Source organism: Ammoniphilus soli, from assembly GCF_040813775.1.
Genome location: NZ_JBEGDL010000002.1, coordinates 328,949 through 347,177, shown reverse-complemented (window position 1 = coordinate 347,177; position 18,229 = coordinate 328,949). Strand labels below are relative to the sequence as shown.

The window sequence follows — 18,229 nt, the reverse complement described above, 5'->3', positions numbered from 1 at the left end:
TTTCCAGTCTCCTTTCGATACTTTTAACCATTTTTGTCAAAAGTGTAGATTTTTTAAGGTACTTTCAACCATTTTTAGTAAAAGTACCTATGGATAGATATTAGCTGATTTATTTAAAAAACACAATAAAAATTTTTATATATTTTCTAAAAATTTAAATATAAACTATTTGAAATGGGATTCAAATACCATTACGGCTCCGCCGACCATGCCTGCTTCCTCTCCTAATGCACCTTGACTAAAAATGACCTTATTGCTGCCCACGTACTCTTGCGCTGTTTCGACGACTGTTTCATAGTACTTAGGGTACCTATAAATAAGGGGTCCAGATAGGATGACAAGGTCCGAATGATAGAGTTTTGCCATATTGGCTACCCCGATCCCATAATAATAGGCAGAATTTAGAACAACATCAGATGATGCCCATAGATCCTCTATCAACCTATTTGTGATTTCAATCGTAGAAAGCCGTCCAGCCTCCTGCATTCCCCAATTAATCGCAGGGTATCTATCACTCAATTCGTTCATAATGGAGTATAAAGAGGTATAAGCCAAAAGACAGCCTCTCTTTCCACAGGTGCAGGTATGTCCGTTTACTTGAATAATGATATGACCATATCCGCTTGCATCCCCCGTTTTCCCACAAAAGAGCTTGCCATCAGCAATTACGCCACAGCCTATTCCCCATCCATTTATGCAATAGAGAATGTTATTCGTATGATCAGAACACTCGCTAAACTCACCTAAGACGGACGTATTCGATCCATCCTCAAGCAGGATTTTGACATCAAACACTTTCTTTAAATAGTCAACAATTGGTACGTCAGCCCAACCTGGAGCAAAAAACGGATCCGGACATAAAATCATTCCCTTTTGACTGTCCAAGGGTCCTATTGCACCAATCCCAATGCCCAACAATTCTTTTTCACTAAAATGATGTTTAATCATAAATGATTTTATGCATTGAACAATTTCATTCAAAACGAATTCCGGAGTATGATGAGGGGTCATCACAAAGTTTATCTTTTCGATAGATTGATAGTGAAGATTGTATAGTCCAATGCTTGTATACATCCGACTAATAAAAACGGAAATAAGGTATCCTAGATTTGGCTCCACATGAAATAATACAGGAGGCCTTCCTCCACCCGAATCGCCTACCCCATGCTCTTTAATAAAATTTGCCTTATGCAATTCATCTATCATTCGAGCCAACGTGGTCAATTTCATTTTTGACATTTCGCTTAATTCTGCTTTTGATATCGGTCCGTGTTTTTGAATAAGACGAAATATATTTCTAATATCCCGGTTTTTCGGCGTATCATCTTCAATGAATTTTTTAAACATGGCTCCCTCACCTTATCGGTACATTATTCCTTTATCTATCTAGGATACCATAAACCGGTTCCTTACACCATTTTAGAAATGGCGACACCAATAAGGTAATCTAACGGATATGTAAAAAGTCAATGTTCACGGCATAAAAAAGAAGGGTCATCCTAAATAGAGACCCTTCTTTTTTCGGCCTTGGGGATAAGGCTTTTATTCAGGGCACCAAGGCACGAGAACCCTTGATCCTATATATATTTCTGAGTTTGTTTTTTTATGACATCTATATATTGATTAACCCATGAAATAATAGTCATATTCTCAACAAATGTTCGACAATTATTGTGCATTTTTCATTTTCTGACATGAAAAGTCCACTATCTTTTTACCCATTGCTATTGTAATATAATTCTAAAATCACTACTAGGGAGGTATGTAGATGTCCAGTTTTCTAGAGAACCTAGCTATCTCATCAATCAGACAGAACCAGGAAATCATCCTGAAAGATTGGACTGAGAGAATTATCATATCTCCTGATGACCCTCATCGTGCTTATTGATACGAGCATGGATAACGACCTATCCTTCTCCGGTTATCCTGATGAATTTAGACAAGTATTGATTAATATTCTAATAAATTCTTTAGATGCTTTAATTGAATCTCCCCAAATTGATAAGCATATACGAATAGGAGGACATGCAATAGATAAATCTGTAGTTATTATCATATCCAATAACGGCCCTATGATTCCACAGGAATCCCTAAACTCCATTTTTGAACCGTTCTTTTCCACGAAAAAATTAGGGACAGGAATTGGTCTCTACATTTGCAGAAAAATCATTGAAGAGCATCACGGTACCCTTCAATGTGAATCTGATCGGAATTGGACTCGGTTTCGGATGGTTATTCCCCAAATAGTGTAATAACGAAATGAACCCCACGGATATAGCCCATTGGGGTTCTCTTTTCTATATATGATCAAATTAAGTTGGATAAAAAATTGATTTTTTGGGAGCCTATATTTTGTTCTTATCTTATTGAAGGAGGTGTCAACATGGCTAAGCGACAAAATCGCGCATCGAAAGCAGACGTCCAATCCACTCAGTTAAACAGATTCTCTACAGCTGGTGAAGCTGATACTGAATTTTCTGCAGAGGAAGCAGCAAACGTTTTTGAACAAAATCAGGCAAACGGTGCGGCTGACCAAAACCAACAACAACAGTAAAAAAACAACGAAGCCCGGTCAAAACGACCAGGCTTCGTTTCATTGAGCAGTGCTTGCTCAAACAGCCGATGGGCAAATCCACAGTAAGATTTGGCCCTAGGCTCATAACCGACCGCTAAAGAGTCCCCCAGGGACATATCGGTAGACGGTGGGTTGTTGCTCCTCCTTACGACCTGATGCTAGTGCCAAGGGAAACATGCTATTGATGACTAAAAGTAGCGCTAGCATTGATAGCAACCCCGATTTAAAACACATCTGTTAACCCTCCCAATCTATCATTTGTGTATAAAAAATTGCATAGGTAACATAATCATAGTGAAAAACTCACGATGAAAAAAGCTGGCATTTTCAAAAACGTTGAGGGGATATTATATTTGAAAGGAGGGAGCATGATGGACAAAATTCCACCCGTTTCCTGTGAACGCACCTCGTATTCCGTAGATCACAACATTATTCAGGAAGCCTCGGAGGAGGAAAATGCAGTCATCGAAGCCTATGAGGAAGAATTAGAATGGGCAGAACGGAATCAAGAGTCAGTCAAGCCAGATTTGATCACTCAAAAAAATGTATAAAAAGAGAGGGTTCCCATAGACAGGGAACCTTCTGAATTTAGAAGCGGATTCAACCACTCATTTCTCCCTTGCAGAGATCTCATCTTCCATCTTCAGTTTTAATAAAAATGCCCAATCTGCTTTTTGCGCTTGTTCCTCCAGTGACTCTGAGGTGCTAAAACTATCCGAGGCGAACAATCCCCATATTGCAACTTCTCGATCATCATCCACAAGCAGGGTCTTGTTCCAGTTCCTTGGTCCATACCCTTCAGATACAAGAGGATCAAACTTGTCAATAAAGAAAGTTGAACTACTATAACCTGTTTCACTTGATATAACAATCGTCCCTTTAAACTTTTGATTGTTGAGATCCGGGCTGGCATCTTGAAGGGAAACAGACACTTCCCCCTGGAATGGGCTCTTAACCGTAGAAGACATGCTGGCGTTTTGGCTTATTCTTTTTCCTTTTTCCCAAATCTTATAAGAGGTACTGATAAATTCCTTCGATCCATTATATCTAACTCCTACAGCACCAGTTGTAAGTCCAAGATGCGGCCTTAATTTAATCGCATCTCCCTCAAATACATCCGCGGGTGAAATCTCTAGTTGTTCTTTCAGCGCCATCGTGGACGTATGACTTGGTTCCATCCAAAATCCTGCAATGATGATACCTATCATAATTAAGATAATAGCGTAATTAAATTAGTCTGTATATTCAAAAGATCGTGTAATATTACCTGACAATTTCCACCGAATTTTCCCAATTTGCATATAAAATAAACCTAAGAAAAAACTGGAAAGGATGATTGATATGCTTGTCGTTTGTGGTCTCATATATCTATTCATTCTAGGCTCAGGTTTATATTGCTATTTTACAGAGAAATCCACTCATTCATGTCAAAACAACAATAAGGGAGGCTTTGAAGGAGTAAAATAAGGGTAAAATTCTGTTCAGGCCTGTTCTTTCTGGTATAGGCCATTTTTTATTATTTCCATGTATACGTCTAGGTCTTCATAGAGCCTTTCAAGGTATTCCAACCCTTTATCCTCTAAGTGCTTAGAGGACTCTACATATCTTCGGGTGAGAGCTTCAACAGATTCCAAAAGAAGAACTAAGGACTTCTCATACTCCGGTTGGATCCTCGAAAGATCAATATGTTCTAGGTAAAAACTTATATATCGATCATTCAACCGCTGTTCCACTTCTTCTACCTCTTTTCTCAGTTCTTCTGAACGTTCCACAAAAAGAGAGATAGATAAATGGTAAATTAAAGGATGTTCCATAAACAAATTCATTTTCATCTTGTTCAAGTCTCTCAAGCGCTCGATCGGATCTTTCGAAATGGAATCAGCGTACTTGGCCAAATAGGAAAAAAAATATTCCAGACATTGCTCCACAATGTTCAGAAAAAGGGTTTTCTTATTTTGAAAGTGATGGAATAATAGCCCCTTTGACACTCCTGCTCGTTGAACAATCTGGTTTGTAGAAGCGAGTCTATACCCCTTTTCCACAAACTCCTCTAACCCTGCTTGCAGTAATTTGACCTTTTTCTCATCAGTTTCATTTATCCAAAAAGGTTTCATGTTAGCGCTCCATTTTCCGGTATTGACCACCTGGTCATTTATAAGTATAATTTTACCATTAGACTGACCGTGTGGTCAATGAAGGGGTTGGAGTGGTTATGAAAATTCATTTCTACAGATCCTGCGAGCTCTTGCTAGGCTTTATATTCCTTGCTGCTGGAGTCAATGGATACATCGTGCTAGCAGGGCACTCTCCGTTGTTTCCGGTAAGTCCTTCCGCTATGGATTTTTTGGCAAATAGTTATTTGTTAGGCCTTGTGAAAACGACCGAGCTGATCTGCGGTGCCTTATTTTTGCTTCATCGATATATTCCTTTGGCGCTATTGATTACCGCACCTGTGATCGTGAATATCCTTGCCTTCCATCTTTTCGTTGATCCGCAACTCCTGCCTCTGGCCCTATTGCTCTTTATCCTAGAAATTATACTTATATGGAAGTATCGTGAGCATTTTAAAGGATTGCTCGTTGCGTAAGGCTTTAAATCTTCCGTTTGCAAACATACGTTCCTTATATTATAATAAAGTCTAGAAAACAATGGAAAAAATAACAGTTTTCAAGGAGCTGACGAAGATGACGATGCGATTGATCCCTTACCTTATGTTGGATGGAAATGCAAAAGAAGCTATCGATTTTTACACTAAGGCGCTAGATGCCACTCTCCTTTTTAGTCAAACATTTGGAGAAATGCCGGCAAATCCGGATTTTCCTATGCCGGCAGAAGTGAAGGACCGAGTGGCTCACGCAACGATAAAGGTTGGCGAAACGGAGCTCATGTTTTCGGATATATTCCCTGGTCAACCCCATCAAAGCGGAAACCAAGTGACCATCTGCCTCTCAACAAACGACAAGAATCAATCCCAAAAAATCTACGAAGCTTTGCAGCAGGGTGGTCAGGTAAGCATGCCATTACAAGAAACCCACTTTAGCCCTGCTTATGGCATTGTAACGGACCGCTTTGGAGTAACCTTCCAAATTTATACTGAAAGTCAGAAATAACTGGACGAAACACTTTTTGCGGATTCCCGGTTTAACAGACACGCATTGGTCTGTTAAACCGGGAATTATTGTTAAGGCATGCTTTTCCAACCTATTGTGGATTACTCCACTCTACCTTGAGCTGGCCTTCCACCAAATCTATGTTTAGCTTTGCACCGCTTAAAACCTGTCCACTTATTAGCGTACGCGCAATGACTGTTTCTACATGCCGTTGCATAAAGCGTTTCAATGGCCTTGCGCCATAGACAGGATCATAACCTTCCCGGGCGATAAACGCCTTGGCCTGATCTGTCATCTCCAGGAATACCTTTTGTTCCTTCAATCGCTCCTGAAGATCCTGTAACAACAGATCTACAATCCTCACAATTTCTCCTTCGCTTAACGGCTTAAAGAGAATGATGTCATCGATGCGGTTTAAGAACTCCGGACGAAAGTGCCGCTTTAATTCATGATGGACGCCTTCTCTGATGGGTTCCGTCAATTGTCCTTGCTGACTGATTCCTTCCAGTAGGATGCCAGAACCGATATTGGATGTCATAATGATGACCGTATTCTTGAAGTCTACCATTCGCCCTTGGGAATCCGTAACTCGTCCATCGTCTAGTATCTGCAGCAGGATATTGAACACTTCATAATGAGCTTTTTCGATTTCATCAAAAAGGATGACGCAATAAGGCTTCCTGCGGATGGCCTCAGTCAGCTGTCCCCCCTCTTCATACCCTACATATCCTGGAGGGGCGCCTATCAATCTGGATACCGTATGCTTCTCCATATACTCGCTCATGTCAAATCGGATGAGTTGATCCTCAGAATCCAGGAGCGCCTCCGCCAGCGTTTTGGCCAACTCCGTTTTTCCCACACCCGTAGGACCGAGAAATAAAAAGGAGCCGATGGGCCTGCGCGGGTCTTTGATCCCTGCCCTCGCCCGGATAATCGCATCGGTTACTCCCTGAACCGCCTCCTCTTGGCCAATTACTCTTTGATGGAGGAGCTGATCAAGCTTGAGCAGCTTTTCTCGCTCACCTTCCACTAGCTTATCAACAGGAATTCCGGTCCATCTGGCAATGATTCGGGTAATCTCATCTTCTGTTACCTGCTCGCGAAGAAGGGATTCTTTCCCTTGCTTATCGGACATCTTGCTTTCTTCTTCTTTGAGCTTTTTCTCCAAAGCAGGAAGGGAACCATACTTGATTTCTGCCACCTTATTTAAATCATACTCCCGTTCGGCTTGAGCCATCTGCTGCTGAAGTTGTTCGATTTCCTCCCGAAGCTTGTGCACAGATTGGATTGATCCTTTTTCCGCTTCCCACTGCGCCCGCAGGCGATGAAGAATTTCCTTTTGCTCTGCCAGTTCCTTCTGGAGCAGTTCTAAACGATCTTGGCTCGCTCGATCTGTTTCCTTTTTTAATGCTGCTTCCTCTACCTCTAGCTTCATGACAGTTCTTGATGCTTCATCTAACTCGGCAGGCATTGAATCGATTTCGGTCCGAATGAGGGCACATGCCTCATCAATTAGATCGATTGCTTTATCCGGCAGAAATCGGTCCGTGATATAGCGATTCGATAATAGGGCTGCAGCCACAAGGGCATTGTCTTGAATTTTAACCCCATGAAAAATCTCAAACCGCTCCCTAAGCCCCCTGAGTATGGAAATGGTATCTTCCACCGTGGGCTCTTGTACGATCACCGGCTGGAATCTGCGTTCTAAGGCAGCATCCTTCTCGATATATTGGCGATATTCATCCAACGTGGTAGCGCCAATGCAATGCAATTCTCCCCTGGCCAGCAGGGGTTTAAGCATATTGCCCGCATCCATAGCGCCTTCGGTCTTGCCTGCCCCAACAATCGTATGAATTTCGTCAATGAACAATAGAATTTGTCCTTCACTCTTTTTAACTTCTTGCAAAACCGCCTTCAGTCTTTCCTCAAATTCTCCGCGGAATTTGGCTCCGGCTACCAACGCCCCCATATCAAGGGAAAAAACTTTCTTGTTTCTCAGTCCTTCAGGCACATCCCCGCGTAGGATGCGATGAGCTAAACCCTCTGCAATAGCCGTTTTTCCCACTCCTGGTTCACCAATCAATACTGGATTATTCTTGGTTTTTCGTGACAGTATTTGTATCACCCTTCTGATTTCCGCATCTCGCCCAATAACAGGATCTAGTTTATTCTGGCGGGCTGCCGTTACCAAATCCTGACCGTATTTCTCCAACGCTTCATAGGTTGCCTCAGGGTCATTGCTCGTCACTCTTTGATTCCCTCGCACTTCTATTAAACTTTTTAAAAATAGCTCACGGGTAATGCCGTGTTTTCGAAGAATGGAATTCAAGCTTGTCTTTTCCGCCTGGGTCAATAAGCCCAGTAATAGGTGCTCAACAGAGATATAGTCATCGTTCATCTTTTTGGCTTCAGCTTCAGCATGCAACAAGGCCTGACTTGTCGATTGGCTTACATAAACCTTCCCCATTTCCCTTCCCGGCCCGGAAACGCGCGGTCGCCGCTTCAAGCTTTGCTCAAGGTCTTCGCGTATTGTATCAGGAACTACCCCCATCTTTGCCATAAGTCTTGGTATCAGGCCATCTTGCTGTTCCAACAGAGCAGATAGCAGATGGTCCAAGTCCACATCTGCATGACCGAAACGCAATGCCTTGCCCTCGGCCTGCTGAATCGCTTCTAATGATTTGACGGTAAAACGATTCATATCCATCGATTTTCCTCCCGCTCGAATGATGTATTTATTTTCTTACATTATATAAGATCTAATCTCATGATTCCCAGAGAAAATGGAGGTTTATTCCATTAAAGAGGTTATGGACAAATATTAGAAAGAGGCAGACCCCCATCATGTGGGATCTACCTCTTATCCTTGCATTCTTCAAAACTATTTCCCTAACATCTCTTTCACTTTATCCGGATTGTTTTCAATCCATTCTTTGGCCACGTCTTCCGGAGACGCTCCGCCTTTAATTTTAACAATCATCTTTTCAATATCGCCAACAGGCATACTCCAATTGCTTAAAAATGCAAAGGCGTCGGGAGCTTTGTCTTGCAATCCTTTATTGGTAATGACGTGAACCTCAGAGGTTTTAAAGAATTCCTTGGAATCGATCAAAACCTTGATCAAAATCAACGAACACTGGATGCGGGCGCCATTCTAAGAATAGAACCGGTTCCTTCTTATCGATCATTTTTTTAGCTTGAGTTAGCATTCCAGGTTCAGAGGAGACCGCGTACTCGAGATCCAGCCCATGGGCTTCAATCATTTCACGGGAGGTTACTGTCATCCCTGCCCCCTCTTCTTTTCCTTTAATGTCATCTACAGTTTTGATCCCTTCACCTCCATTATTCATCTAGATATCGGATCGTGCTTTGTATCGTCTTATGACCTGCCCATCTCATAATCTGATCTAAACTGATGCCTTTCTCCACTAATCGTCTGCAAAAGGTATGGCGGAGCATCTGGCAGGTTAGGGTGTAGCCCAATTTTTCGCCATAACCGCTCATTACAAACTGAATGGAACGCGGCTGCATGAATCCGGACCTTTCCGTAACAAAAAGAGCAACGCTTTCCTGGTGAACCTTTTTCGGAGAGAGGGAGCGATGCTTCAGCCATTCCAGCAGCTTCACTTGCATCACCGGTAAAATAGGAATTTTACGCTTGGCTGCGTCTTTGCCTTCCTCAAAAACGACCAATTCACCTTCCTGCAGCCCCTGAACCTGCAGGGAAGAAACCTCCTCTACCCGCAAACCGGCATAAAGCATAATATAAATGAGCGCTTCATTCCTTGCTCGCTTAAAAGCATTACGTTCCTGACTCGCTACAAGAAGAAGCTGCAATTCCTGCTCGGGTGTCAACCATTGCGGCTGATCTCTGTGACTTTCCGCGAAACGCAGACCTTCCGCGATATTATATTGAAGTATCCCTTTTTCCTGAGACCATTTCAAAAATGAATTGATGATCGATACCCATTTATTAATTGTCGATCTTTTCCTTCCTCTTTCGACCATTTCATCTCGAAACAAAATGATGTCGATTTGGCTTAAGCTCGCCAGACTTTTTTCTTCTTGCTCCATCCAAGTCAAGAAGTGCCTAATTTCCGCCAAATAGCTTCTTACTGTACTTTGTTCTTTGGAATGGCTCAGGTCCCATTCATACTGAAGGAGCAATGCCTCATGTACAGTGCAAAGAGGTTTCAACGGCATCACCTACCTTGTTTATCGGATTAAAATTCTGCGATGAATATTATTCTATGATGAAATTGTACTCTTTATGTAATCCTTTTTCAATTTTCATATAATTTTATATCAGGGCATACCCGTGGATAAGAATGGATATCGGATAATTAACTCAATAATCCTTATAAATCATCGCTGATCGTTACAGATCCACTTAGATCCTCCAGATTTGTTTATAAAACCTTTTCATTTTTATGACTGATTAATTTTCGGACTTGCCTCATTATAAAGCGGATCTTTACTTGGCATCCCTAGGATGAAACCAACATAGAATAATTCAAATAGCCTGTAAAGGTAGTGAAGCCATGAACAGTTATCAATGGATTAAGTGGCGTAAAATCCTGCTTAGGCTCGCAGTCCTCATCATAATCGGTCTACTAGTGTGGCAAGGGGGACCGACGGTCTGGGGCATCGTGTTCAGTATTTTCGGCTTTGCGTTTCAGCTGCTATTTGCCGCTATGTTCTTAATTATTCAATTTGTAGCCCTCTTTTGGTTTCTCGCCCGCGGACGAACATACTGGATTTTGCCCGGAGAGACTGGCTCAACCTGGGACGATTACCGGGGCAATCCCGAGATTGTAGAGAATGCCAAGCGCATCGTTACGCTGCTCAGAGGTGTCAAGGAGTTTAAGGAAATGGGCGGCGAAGCCATCCGAGGCTTGCTGCTCTGTGGGCCCCCCGGCACAGGAAAATCTTATCTAGCCCAAGTTATTGCCAATGAAGCGCAAGTCCCCTTTGCCTATGCCTCCGCTCCTAGTTTTCAGAACATGTTCTTCGGCGTTGGCAATCTGAAGGTAATGGGTCTATACAAAAAAGCCAGAAAGCTGGCTAAAATGTATGGGGCCTGCATTATTTTCATCGACGAGGTGGATGCTATCGGGATGGCCCGCCAATCCGGCGGCGGAGGTGGAGGAATGTTTGGGATGGGCGGCGCGGGCCTGCTAAACGAGCTTCTCTTACAAATGGATCCTCCGAATATCGACAACTCAAAGATAGCTAAACTGCTTCGGTCAATAGGGCTTCGCCGCAAGATGGCTGAGCGGCCAGCAGTCCTGACAATCGCTGCAACCAACCTGCCAGACGTTCTCGATCCCGCCCTGCTTCGTCCAGGACGGTTCGACCGAAAGCTTTGGGTCGATGCGCCAGACTATGATGGACGGTTAGACGTTTTCCAATACTACCTGAAAAAAGTAAAACGAGACACTACGCTCACCCCAGAGAGAGCAGCGATTGATACGATTGGCTATAGCCCCGCACAAATCAAGCACATCGTCAACGAGTCGGTTGTAATGGCCCACCAGCGCAGCGCTCAGCTTGCCAGTTATGAGGATTTCAGGGCTGCCATGGAAACCTATGAATGGGGCCTTAAACAGCCTCTTCGTTCCATGAGCGAGGATGAAAAGCGAAATGTTGCTTATCATGAAGCGGGCCATGCCGTGGCTCAATACTTGCTAAAGCCTCATGAAAAGGTTTGGAAGGTCACCATCATTCGTCGTGGCGGAGCACTTGGTCTGGCTGCCACCAAACCGACTAGTGAACGCTACAATCGAAGCGACAGCGAGATCTTGGCCGAGATTCAAGTTTGTCTTGCCTCCCGGGCAGTCGAAGAGGAATTTCTGGGGAAGAAATTAAACGGGGTCACCTCCGACCTGCGGCAGGCTACGGAGCTGGCTGGCGCCTACCTTGGTATCGTAGGGATGGGCGATGAACTGTTCAGTTGGCTTGCATTAGGCTCACGAATCGATGGACTCAAGGCTCTCCGGCCCAAAATCAATGACTTGCTCAAAGACCAAATGATCCAGGCAAAGAGGCTCGTCCTCGAAAATGCAGACTTCGTCCACGCCATCGCGGAGGAATTACTGGAACGCGGGGATCTGACAGGCGAGGAGATTGAGCAGATTTATCTAAGAATGTATGGCCACAGCCGACCAGAGCCTCCCGTGATAAAAACCCAAGTTTTTATTGATTTACCTGTCCAGAACGATTCTTCCCCGAATACGAATGAGTCGGAATAAATCGCAGCCCCTTATACTAAATAAAACCCTCCTTTCCATTCGATGAAGGAAGGAGGGTTTTTCAATGAAAAATGATTTGGAGAAAATCTCCCGAATGGGAGACCCCTTACGATGTGAACTTGTTTTTTATAGCCATTACATAGTTCCCAATTATCGATAGACCGCCGAGGAAATAAAGGACTAACAGTACCCATCCTGTAGGATCAATTGCTATCATGGACATGAGGATCATTAATGGAGCAACATAGTATAGGACATCTTTCAAAAGATCTAATACCATTTTAGGTATCGCAGAGAAAGTCCCAGACCAAAACGAGCGGACTAGGCCGATAAGAAGATCTAGACTCATGAGGCCGAATACGGCCCACATCATATAAAGCATCCAGTCTGCTATTTTTCATCAGCTCCCATTGTATAGGTACGCTATTTTATGCTGGAAGCTGCGAATTTGCTATAGCGTAATTGCCTTTATTTAACTATAAAAACGGGGCACGGTGACTTTTGTACTACATAATGGCTTACACTGCCAAGGAACAGTTCCTTCAGCGCTCCTAAGCCACGGCTTCCCATTACAATAAGGTCTGGATTGTTTTGATTAACGTACTCGATGATGGCATAGGATGGTGTGCCTTCGAGGACCACTGTTTTCGTTCGATTTGTCAATTCAGCCAATTGTTGTTCCACCTGACTGAGGCATTCTTTAGCAGCTTTCAAGTAGGACTCGCGCGCCTCAAGATACCCTTTCCCGTAATAAATATCTCCTACAGGGATATCAACGACCATAATTACATCCAGTTCAATTTCCCCGTCCTGCTTCGCCAACACAATTGCCGTTTCCAAGGCCTTTTTGCTTAGGTTAGAATTATCATAGGGAACGACGATTTTCGAGCCAAAGGCTAACATGCTGCATCCTCCTCCAATTCTTCATCTCTACACCTTGATTTTAGCAGGGCAGACAACATGAAGATGTGCAAAAAATCACAGGGGAAGAAGAAATTGGCTTATCGCATCCACAACTCAAATAAACCTTCTGTCACACCTAAATCGTACATATAATAGATCCCATAAATCGTGCTGAGAACTGCCACAGACCTGATAGCAAAACGGTTTAATAATTCGTTTTTAGCGGCCCATAACAAGGAAATTCCGATACACGTGGTAAACAACAGCATTCCCGCTACCGTGCCAACTCCAAAAACAAGGATGTACAGTGCTCCCTGCGCCACGGTTTCTACCGTTGCCATGGTGAGAACAACTAAAGCGGCACTGCCTGCCATGCCGTGGATCGCTCCGACAATCATAGATTTCCCGTAAGAAGAGTGTTCATATTTCTGGTTTTTCTTAATACTCTTTACGCCTAAGTAGACAAGCATGATCCCCACAGCAAATTCTAAAGACATGGTCCACTTTTCAGAGAGACTTTGCTTCATGACAATAAAGGCCATCCCTACCACAAACAATGTGGCGGTGTGCCCTATGCCCCAGAATACCCCTGCCAGGGAGGATCGGGATAGTTTTTTGCTTTGACTGGCAATTGTGCTTACGGCAATGACATGATCCGGCTCAATCGCATGCTTAATCCCTAATAAAAAACCGATGATTAATATAGATATTAAACCCTCTTCTCCCATGGGTTCGCTCCTCTTGCTAATATTTTCTCAGGAAGACCTTCCCGCTGCCTAGCAGCCTTTCACGAATCCACTCGTGACAACGGCCAAACCATTCTTCGATGTCTTGTGTCCGATGAGCTTGAACACGAATCGTAATGCCAGGAATCATAAGCAGCGAAATCCCTATTCGGGATTCAGAAGCGAAAGAAGCCAATTGATAGAGTTCATCTACAACTTCCTCGTCGATTCCCTCATGAATGATGACCATCGTGCCTAGATGGGTGTATTTCTCCATACTGCCAAGCTGCTGAATCTGCTCATCTGGTTCTAGCTTAAGGTGATCAAAGAACACTAGTTTTCCCTCCTGGAATACCTTCATTCTGGACTGAAGCAAATCGTAGCGAAACATTGATCCGTCCGGAGCCCAGCCAGGGGTGAGAATATCCGTGCAAATTAGCGTCGCGTTTCGCTCCATGTGAACGACCATGTCTTGCTTGAACCGGGCGTGCTGAAAGGCAATGACCGGATCGGGAAGATATTCAAGTCTGCTGCCCTCTTTAAGGATCACTTCCATAGATTGAAGGATAGGGTGTTCTATTGTTTTATAGATTTTAGTCGATGATTGAGTAGTGAGGAGAACCTCTGCCCCAGGCTCTAATTGAATTTCCATCCGGTAGGAATCCCCTTCCACGTAACCCCCACCTGGATTCATCACATAGAGGCACGCCTGCCCGCTATCATCCAGATAGACGGGACGGGTGATTTTAAACGCTCCTCTATAATACGAGTCTTGCAGAATGCTTTTTTCTCCCTTTTTTTCACCTATCACATGCAGGTAACCTGTCCAGTCCGTCATCTTAATTTAACCCTATTAATAACGCATGTTTTTTGATCCATTCTACCACTTGGTCGAGTCCGGCATCTTCTTTAAGGTTTGTAAAGATAAAAGGCTTATCTCCTCGAGCCGCTTTCGTATCAGCTTCCATCACTTCTAGGCTTGCTCCCACATAAGGAGCCAGGTCCATTTTATTAATGATAAACAAGTCCGACTTAATCATCCCCTGACCGCCTTTTCGAGGGATTTTTTCGCCTTGGGCCACATCAATAATATAAATAGAGAAATCGACAAGCTCCGGACTAAAGGTTGCTGCCAGATTATCTCCCCCGCTTTCCACAAAGATCACGTCCAATCGGGGATGTCTTTCCTTCAACTCGTCAATGGCCGCAAAATTCATAGACGCATCTTCCCGAATGGCTGTATGGGGACACCCGCCGGTTTCGACTCCAATAATCCGATCTTTGGGCAATACGCTATTGTTAATGAGGAATTGCGCATCTTCCTTGGTATAAATATCGTTCGTCACAACGGCCATTTCCCATTCCTTATGCATCCTTCTCGTAAGCCTCTCTACCAACATCGTCTTTCCGGCCCCTACAGGCCCTCCTACTCCAATGCGAATCGGTTCCATCTATTTTATTTCCTCCCATTTCCTATTATGACATAAACAAGCGAACTTGTAAGCGCTCATGGCGCATTTGTGAAATCTCCAAACCTGGTGATACCGCTCCGAGATCATCTGCCTTCAATCTTTGAATTTTATTCACGGCTTGGATCAAGAGGGGCTGCATTTCCAGCAATAAGCGCTGGCCATCCGTCTGCCCCAGCGGGATGCCTCGCACCGCATTTTGTATTAAGGCAGCGATGTTCGAATAAAGAAAAGCCAGCATTCCTTCAACCTTGGAGATCTGTAAGTGATAAACCAAAATGGCAAACGCTACCGAAGGATGGCCAAAGGATTCCTTTGATTTGACCCTTTTCAGGTACTCTTCAAGCAAAGGCAGATCATAGAGATCCAACCCTAAGCGAATCATTCTTTCCCCCATTCGCCGGCTTGCTTCCCGAGATTCCCGGGGGAGATTCTGGACTGTCATGACCAGATCAAGTGACCAAAGCTCGACAATCTGTCCCTGCTCCAGCGCCTCATAGGCAAGCCGAAAAGCCAAACCGTCCGTATAGATCAGCTGTTTTTCCAGGTACGTCCTTAGCCATGTGCCGAAGCTTCTTTTATCGGTCACGTACTCCTCTTGAATATAGGTTTCAAGGCCAAAGGAGTGGGAAAAAGCGCCAGATGGAAAATTCGAATCACACAGCTGAAGAAGCGTCAGCAAGGAATTAGCCATGATGATGCCCAATATGGCGAAATGCCTGCTTCACGGTACGCTTCGTTCGTTCAAAAGGAATGTCAAGCTGCACGAGCAGCTCCTCCACTAAGTAATCGTATTGAACAAGCATCTCATTTCCCTCGAATTGGGCAGGCAAATGACGATTTCCCAATTGGTGGGCGATTTCCCCCATTTGCTGCATCGTCCTGGGACGAATGACAAGAAGATCATCCGCCTTAACGATAATCGCAATCACATTTTTTTCATCCATATATAGAATGTCGCCATCGCGAAGAACCTTGGGAACCTTCAAGCGAATTCCGATTTCTTTACCGTGATCCGTAGTGACTAGCTGAATTCGCTTTACCAAGTCATCGCTCGATAAGTAGACCTTTTCCATATGCCGGTGATCTCGATCCACTTCGGCTAAGTTTCCTACAATGTGTTCGATAATCAAAGTTCTTTACCTCCTAAAATAAAAAGTATCGTTGGGCCATCGGTACCACATCGACCGCATCGCACGTGATCAATTCCCCATCCACCTTGACCTCATAGGTTTGAGGATCTACGTCAATATGGGGCGTCTCGCCATTCCATTTCATGTCTTTTTTCCCCAACTTCCGAATTCCTTTCACCGGTTTGATTCGCTTTTGCAAACCCAATTTCTCCGGTACACCTTGATCGATCGCTGCTTGGGATAGAAAAGTTACCGAGGTGCTGTACTTGGCTTTTCCATACGAAGCAAACATCGGCCGATAAAGCACGGGCTGAGGGGTAGGAATCGAGGCATTGGGGTCTCCCATCAGGCTGTGAACGATCATTCCGCCCTTGATCATGATCTCAGGCTTTACGCCAAAGAATGCTGGATCCCAAACGACGAGGTCGGCTAATTTTCCGGCTTCCACCGAACCGACTTCGTCGGCGATCCCATGGGCGATCGCAGGATTAATTGTATATTTTGCCACATACCGCTTGACTCGCAGGTTATCTCCTACTCCTGTGTCCTCAGGCAGCTTTCCTCTTTGCTTCTTCATTTTGTCGGCGGTCTGCCAGGTTCGGGTAATTACTTCCCCCACTCGCCCCATGGCTTGAGAATCTGAGCTGATCATACTAAACACGCCCATATCATGCAAAATATCTTCTGCGGCAATTGTCTCTTTGCGAATGCGGGAATCGGCAAAAGCAATATCTTCCGGCACGTCAGGATCCAAATGGTGACAAACCATCAGCATGTCCAAATGCTCGTCAAGCGTATTCTTCGTAAAGGGACGCGTCGGGTTCGTGGAGGAGGGCAGAATATGCGGATAGCTTGCGACTTTTATAATGTCTGGCGCATGGCCTCCGCCCGCTCCTTCCGTATGGTATGTATGGATCACCCGCCCGTTGATAGCAGCCAATGTATCTTCTACGAATCCTCCTTCGTTTAACGTATCGGTATGAATGGCCACCTGGACATCAAACTGATCCGCCACCCGCAAGCAGTGGTCAATGGCAGAAGCCGTCGTTCCCCAATCCTCATGAAGCTTTAACCCAATCGCCCCTGCCCGAATCTGCTCTTTTAATGCTTCCTCGGACGAAGTATTCCCCTTCCCGAGAAACCCAAGATTCATAGGAAAAGCTTCTGCCGCTTCCAGCATCCGATAAATATTCCACTCTCCTGGGGTACAGGTGGTTGCATTCGTTCCTGTAGCCGGGCCCGTTCCGCCCCCAATCATCGTCGTGACACCCGACGCCAAAGCGGTTTCGATTTGCTGAGGGCAAATGAAATGGATATGCGCATCGATTCCGCCAGCCGTCACGATCATCCCTTCTGCAGCAACCACCTCCGTCGAAGCCCCAATCACAAGATCCACTTGATCCATCAGCAGCGGGTTTCCAGCTTTGCCAATCCCGGCGATGCGCCCATCGCGAATGCCAATATCCGCTTTATAAATCCCCGTATAGTCAACGATAACGGCATTGGTCAAAACTAAATCCATCGCTCCACCCTCCCGAGTGGCTAACGGATGCTGACCCATGCCATCGCGAATGACTTTTCCTCCACCGAATTTCACTTCATCCCCGTAGACGGTATAATCTTTCTCGACCTCTATAAATAATTCGGTATCCGCCAAGCGGATGGCATCTCCCGTCGTTGGCCCGAACATATCGGCATATTGTTTTCTTGACATTTTAAAGCTCATGGTTTTATCTTCCTTCCATCTAATGGTCCATCCGTACGATTATTCAAGCCGTACACCTGGCGCAAGCCGGAAAACGGCACGAGCTCCACTTCCTTCGCATCCCCTGGCTCAAAGCGGACAGCGGTTCCTGCGGGAATATTCAAGCGCAGCCCAAACGCCTTTTCTCGATCAAACGCCAACCCTGGATTGACCTCGTAGAAATGAAAATGCGAACCGATTTGAACCGGGCGATCCCCGCGGTTGACTACAGTTAGCTTGATGACCGTTTTCCCTTTGTTGCAGGTAATCTCTTCATTTCGCAGCAGAAATTCTCCTGGAATCATTGGTCTTTCCTCCT

The 18,229-nt window shown here is 44.6% G+C and carries 20 protein-coding genes and 1 pseudogene; 6 read left to right on the top strand and 15 right to left on the bottom strand.

What is annotated here, in order from left to right; genetic code table 11:
- Positions 1 to 165: 165 nt before the first annotated feature.
- Positions 166 to 1,347 carry an ROK family transcriptional regulator gene (locus ABLT31_RS06485; protein ID WP_367749869.1) on the bottom strand — a complete coding sequence of 394 codons (1,182 nt, stop codon included), beginning with the start codon at positions 1,345 to 1,347 and terminating at the stop codon, positions 166 to 168.
- Positions 1,348 to 1,877: 530 nt separating this feature from the next.
- Here ABLT31_RS06485 and ABLT31_RS06480 point away from each other — a divergent pair.
- The 3 genes from ABLT31_RS06480 to ABLT31_RS06470 all read left to right on the top strand — a co-directional run bounded on the left by ABLT31_RS06480 (position 1,878) and on the right by ABLT31_RS06470 (position 3,126).
- Complete coding sequence (locus ABLT31_RS06480; RefSeq protein WP_367749867.1) at positions 1,878 to 2,252, top strand: sensor histidine kinase; 375 nt, start codon at positions 1,878 to 1,880, stop codon at positions 2,250 to 2,252.
- Between the two features lie 131 nt (positions 2,253 to 2,383).
- Complete coding sequence (locus tag ABLT31_RS06475; RefSeq protein ID WP_367749865.1) at positions 2,384 to 2,554, top strand: hypothetical protein; 171 nt, start codon at positions 2,384 to 2,386, stop codon at positions 2,552 to 2,554.
- Between the two features lie 392 nt (positions 2,555 to 2,946).
- Positions 2,947 to 3,126 carry a hypothetical protein gene (locus ABLT31_RS06470; protein ID WP_367749863.1) on the top strand — a complete coding sequence of 60 codons (180 nt, stop codon included), beginning with the start codon at positions 2,947 to 2,949 and terminating at the stop codon, positions 3,124 to 3,126.
- Positions 3,127 to 3,183: 57 nt separating this feature from the next.
- On the opposite strand, the gene ABLT31_RS06465 is transcribed toward ABLT31_RS06470, so the two are convergent.
- The gene (locus ABLT31_RS06465; protein WP_367749861.1) at positions 3,184 to 3,783 is read right to left on the bottom strand and encodes a hypothetical protein; all 600 of its coding nucleotides are present in this window, start codon (positions 3,781 to 3,783) and stop codon (positions 3,184 to 3,186) included.
- Between the two features lie 273 nt (positions 3,784 to 4,056).
- The gene (locus ABLT31_RS06460) at positions 4,057 to 4,689 is read right to left on the bottom strand and encodes a TetR/AcrR family transcriptional regulator (RefSeq protein ID WP_367749859.1); all 633 of its coding nucleotides are present in this window, start codon (positions 4,687 to 4,689) and stop codon (positions 4,057 to 4,059) included.
- Positions 4,690 to 4,787: 98 nt separating this feature from the next.
- On the opposite strand from ABLT31_RS06460, the gene ABLT31_RS06455 reads away from it, so the two are divergent.
- Positions 4,788 to 5,162, top strand: a complete 375-nt coding sequence (locus ABLT31_RS06455) for a hypothetical protein (protein WP_367749857.1) — start codon at positions 4,788 to 4,790, stop codon at positions 5,160 to 5,162.
- A gap of 97 nt (positions 5,163 to 5,259) precedes the next feature.
- A complete protein-coding gene (locus ABLT31_RS06450; protein ID WP_367749855.1) occupies positions 5,260 to 5,685 on the top strand; it encodes a VOC family protein in 426 nt (141 codons plus the stop codon).
- 91 nt (positions 5,686 to 5,776) lie between these two features.
- On the opposite strand, the gene clpB is transcribed toward ABLT31_RS06450, so the two are convergent.
- The 3 genes and pseudogenes from clpB to ABLT31_RS06435 all read right to left on the bottom strand — a co-directional run bounded on the left by clpB (position 5,777) and on the right by ABLT31_RS06435 (position 9,882).
- Positions 5,777 to 8,392, bottom strand: a complete 2,616-nt coding sequence (clpB, locus tag ABLT31_RS06445; protein ID WP_367749853.1) for an ATP-dependent chaperone ClpB — start codon at positions 8,390 to 8,392, stop codon at positions 5,777 to 5,779.
- 174 nt (positions 8,393 to 8,566) lie between these two features.
- A pseudogene (locus ABLT31_RS06440) lies at positions 8,567 to 8,948 on the bottom strand (glycine betaine ABC transporter substrate-binding protein).
- Between the two features lie 79 nt (positions 8,949 to 9,027).
- Positions 9,028 to 9,882, bottom strand: coding sequence for a tyrosine-type recombinase/integrase (locus tag ABLT31_RS06435; RefSeq protein ID WP_367749851.1), 855 nt, complete (start codon positions 9,880 to 9,882; stop codon positions 9,028 to 9,030).
- A gap of 344 nt (positions 9,883 to 10,226) precedes the next feature.
- Here ABLT31_RS06435 and ABLT31_RS06430 point away from each other — a divergent pair, with 344 nt between their 5' ends.
- Positions 10,227 to 11,936, top strand: a complete 1,710-nt coding sequence (locus ABLT31_RS06430) for an AAA family ATPase (RefSeq protein WP_367749849.1) — start codon at positions 10,227 to 10,229, stop codon at positions 11,934 to 11,936.
- 106 nt (positions 11,937 to 12,042) lie between these two features.
- Here the strand turns inward: ABLT31_RS06430 and ABLT31_RS06425 are convergent, their stop codons facing one another.
- From ABLT31_RS06425 to ABLT31_RS06385, 9 genes are all read right to left on the bottom strand, one after another.
- The gene (locus tag ABLT31_RS06425) at positions 12,043 to 12,309 is read right to left on the bottom strand and encodes a hypothetical protein (protein WP_367749847.1); all 267 of its coding nucleotides are present in this window, start codon (positions 12,307 to 12,309) and stop codon (positions 12,043 to 12,045) included.
- A gap of 95 nt (positions 12,310 to 12,404) precedes the next feature.
- The gene (locus tag ABLT31_RS06420; protein ID WP_367749845.1) at positions 12,405 to 12,839 is read right to left on the bottom strand and encodes a universal stress protein; all 435 of its coding nucleotides are present in this window, start codon (positions 12,837 to 12,839) and stop codon (positions 12,405 to 12,407) included.
- A gap of 98 nt (positions 12,840 to 12,937) precedes the next feature.
- Entirely contained in the window at positions 12,938 to 13,567 is a 630-nt protein-coding gene (locus ABLT31_RS06415; RefSeq protein ID WP_367749843.1) for a HoxN/HupN/NixA family nickel/cobalt transporter, read from the bottom strand.
- Between the two features lie 16 nt (positions 13,568 to 13,583).
- The gene (locus ABLT31_RS06410; protein WP_367749841.1) at positions 13,584 to 14,402 is read right to left on the bottom strand and encodes an urease accessory protein UreD; all 819 of its coding nucleotides are present in this window, start codon (positions 14,400 to 14,402) and stop codon (positions 13,584 to 13,586) included.
- 1 nt (position 14,403) lies between these two features.
- On the bottom strand, positions 14,404 to 15,015 hold the full coding sequence (gene ureG, locus ABLT31_RS06405; protein WP_367749839.1) for an urease accessory protein UreG: 612 nt from the start codon (positions 15,013 to 15,015) through the stop codon (positions 14,404 to 14,406).
- Positions 15,016 to 15,040: 25 nt separating this feature from the next.
- The gene (locus ABLT31_RS06400) at positions 15,041 to 15,727 is read right to left on the bottom strand and encodes an urease accessory protein UreF (RefSeq protein WP_367749837.1); all 687 of its coding nucleotides are present in this window, start codon (positions 15,725 to 15,727) and stop codon (positions 15,041 to 15,043) included.
- Positions 15,720 to 16,166: an urease accessory protein UreE gene (gene ureE, locus ABLT31_RS06395; protein ID WP_367749835.1), complete on the bottom strand. Its 447-nt coding sequence runs from the start codon at positions 16,164 to 16,166 to the stop codon at positions 15,720 to 15,722. The genes ABLT31_RS06400 and ureE overlap by 8 nt, the downstream gene beginning before the upstream one ends.
- Before the next feature lie 13 nt (positions 16,167 to 16,179).
- Positions 16,180 to 17,892 (bottom strand): urease subunit alpha, encoded by a 1,713-nt coding sequence (gene ureC, locus ABLT31_RS06390; RefSeq protein WP_367749833.1) that lies wholly within the window; start codon positions 17,890 to 17,892, stop codon positions 16,180 to 16,182.
- On the bottom strand, positions 17,889 to 18,215 hold the full coding sequence (locus ABLT31_RS06385; RefSeq protein WP_367749831.1) for an urease subunit beta: 327 nt from the start codon (positions 18,213 to 18,215) through the stop codon (positions 17,889 to 17,891). Before ABLT31_RS06385 ends, ureC begins: the two co-directional genes overlap by 4 nt.
- Between the last annotated feature and the right edge of the window lie 14 nt (positions 18,216 to 18,229).

Bases quoted from the DNA above. Each gene is read 5' to 3' on its own strand.
- ABLT31_RS06425 (WP_367749847.1), bottom strand. From the start codon at position 12,309: ATGATGTGGGCCGTATTCGGCCTCATGAGTCTAGATCTTCTTATCGGC.
- ABLT31_RS06455 (WP_367749857.1), top strand. From the start codon at position 4,788: ATGAAAATTCATTTCTACAGATCCTGCGAGCTCTTGCTAGGCTTTATA.
- ABLT31_RS06415 (WP_367749843.1), bottom strand. From the start codon at position 13,567: ATGGGAGAAGAGGGTTTAATATCTATATTAATCATCGGTTTTTTATTA.
- ABLT31_RS06475 (WP_367749865.1), top strand. From the start codon at position 2,384: ATGGCTAAGCGACAAAATCGCGCATCGAAAGCAGACGTCCAATCCACT.
- ABLT31_RS06470 (WP_367749863.1), top strand. From the start codon at position 2,947: ATGGACAAAATTCCACCCGTTTCCTGTGAACGCACCTCGTATTCCGTA.
- ABLT31_RS06400 (WP_367749837.1), bottom strand. From the start codon at position 15,727: ATGGCTAATTCCTTGCTGACGCTTCTTCAGCTGTGTGATTCGAATTTT.
- ureG (WP_367749839.1), bottom strand. From the start codon at position 15,015: ATGGAACCGATTCGCATTGGAGTAGGAGGGCCTGTAGGGGCCGGAAAG.
- ureC (WP_367749833.1), bottom strand. From the start codon at position 17,892: ATGAGCTTTAAAATGTCAAGAAAACAATATGCCGATATGTTCGGGCCA.
- ABLT31_RS06385 (WP_367749831.1), bottom strand. From the start codon at position 18,215: ATGATTCCAGGAGAATTTCTGCTGCGAAATGAAGAGATTACCTGCAAC.
- ABLT31_RS06430 (WP_367749849.1), top strand. From the start codon at position 10,227: ATGAACAGTTATCAATGGATTAAGTGGCGTAAAATCCTGCTTAGGCTC.
- ABLT31_RS06485 (WP_367749869.1), bottom strand. From the start codon at position 1,347: ATGTTTAAAAAATTCATTGAAGATGATACGCCGAAAAACCGGGATATT.
- ABLT31_RS06410 (WP_367749841.1), bottom strand. From the start codon at position 14,402: ATGACGGACTGGACAGGTTACCTGCATGTGATAGGTGAAAAAAAGGGA.
- clpB (WP_367749853.1), bottom strand. From the start codon at position 8,392: ATGGATATGAATCGTTTTACCGTCAAATCATTAGAAGCGATTCAGCAG.
- ABLT31_RS06465 (WP_367749861.1), bottom strand. From the start codon at position 3,783: ATGATAGGTATCATCATTGCAGGATTTTGGATGGAACCAAGTCATACG.
- ABLT31_RS06450 (WP_367749855.1), top strand. From the start codon at position 5,260: ATGACGATGCGATTGATCCCTTACCTTATGTTGGATGGAAATGCAAAA.
- ABLT31_RS06420 (WP_367749845.1), bottom strand. From the start codon at position 12,839: ATGTTAGCCTTTGGCTCGAAAATCGTCGTTCCCTATGATAATTCTAAC.
- ABLT31_RS06460 (WP_367749859.1), bottom strand. From the start codon at position 4,689: ATGAAACCTTTTTGGATAAATGAAACTGATGAGAAAAAGGTCAAATTA.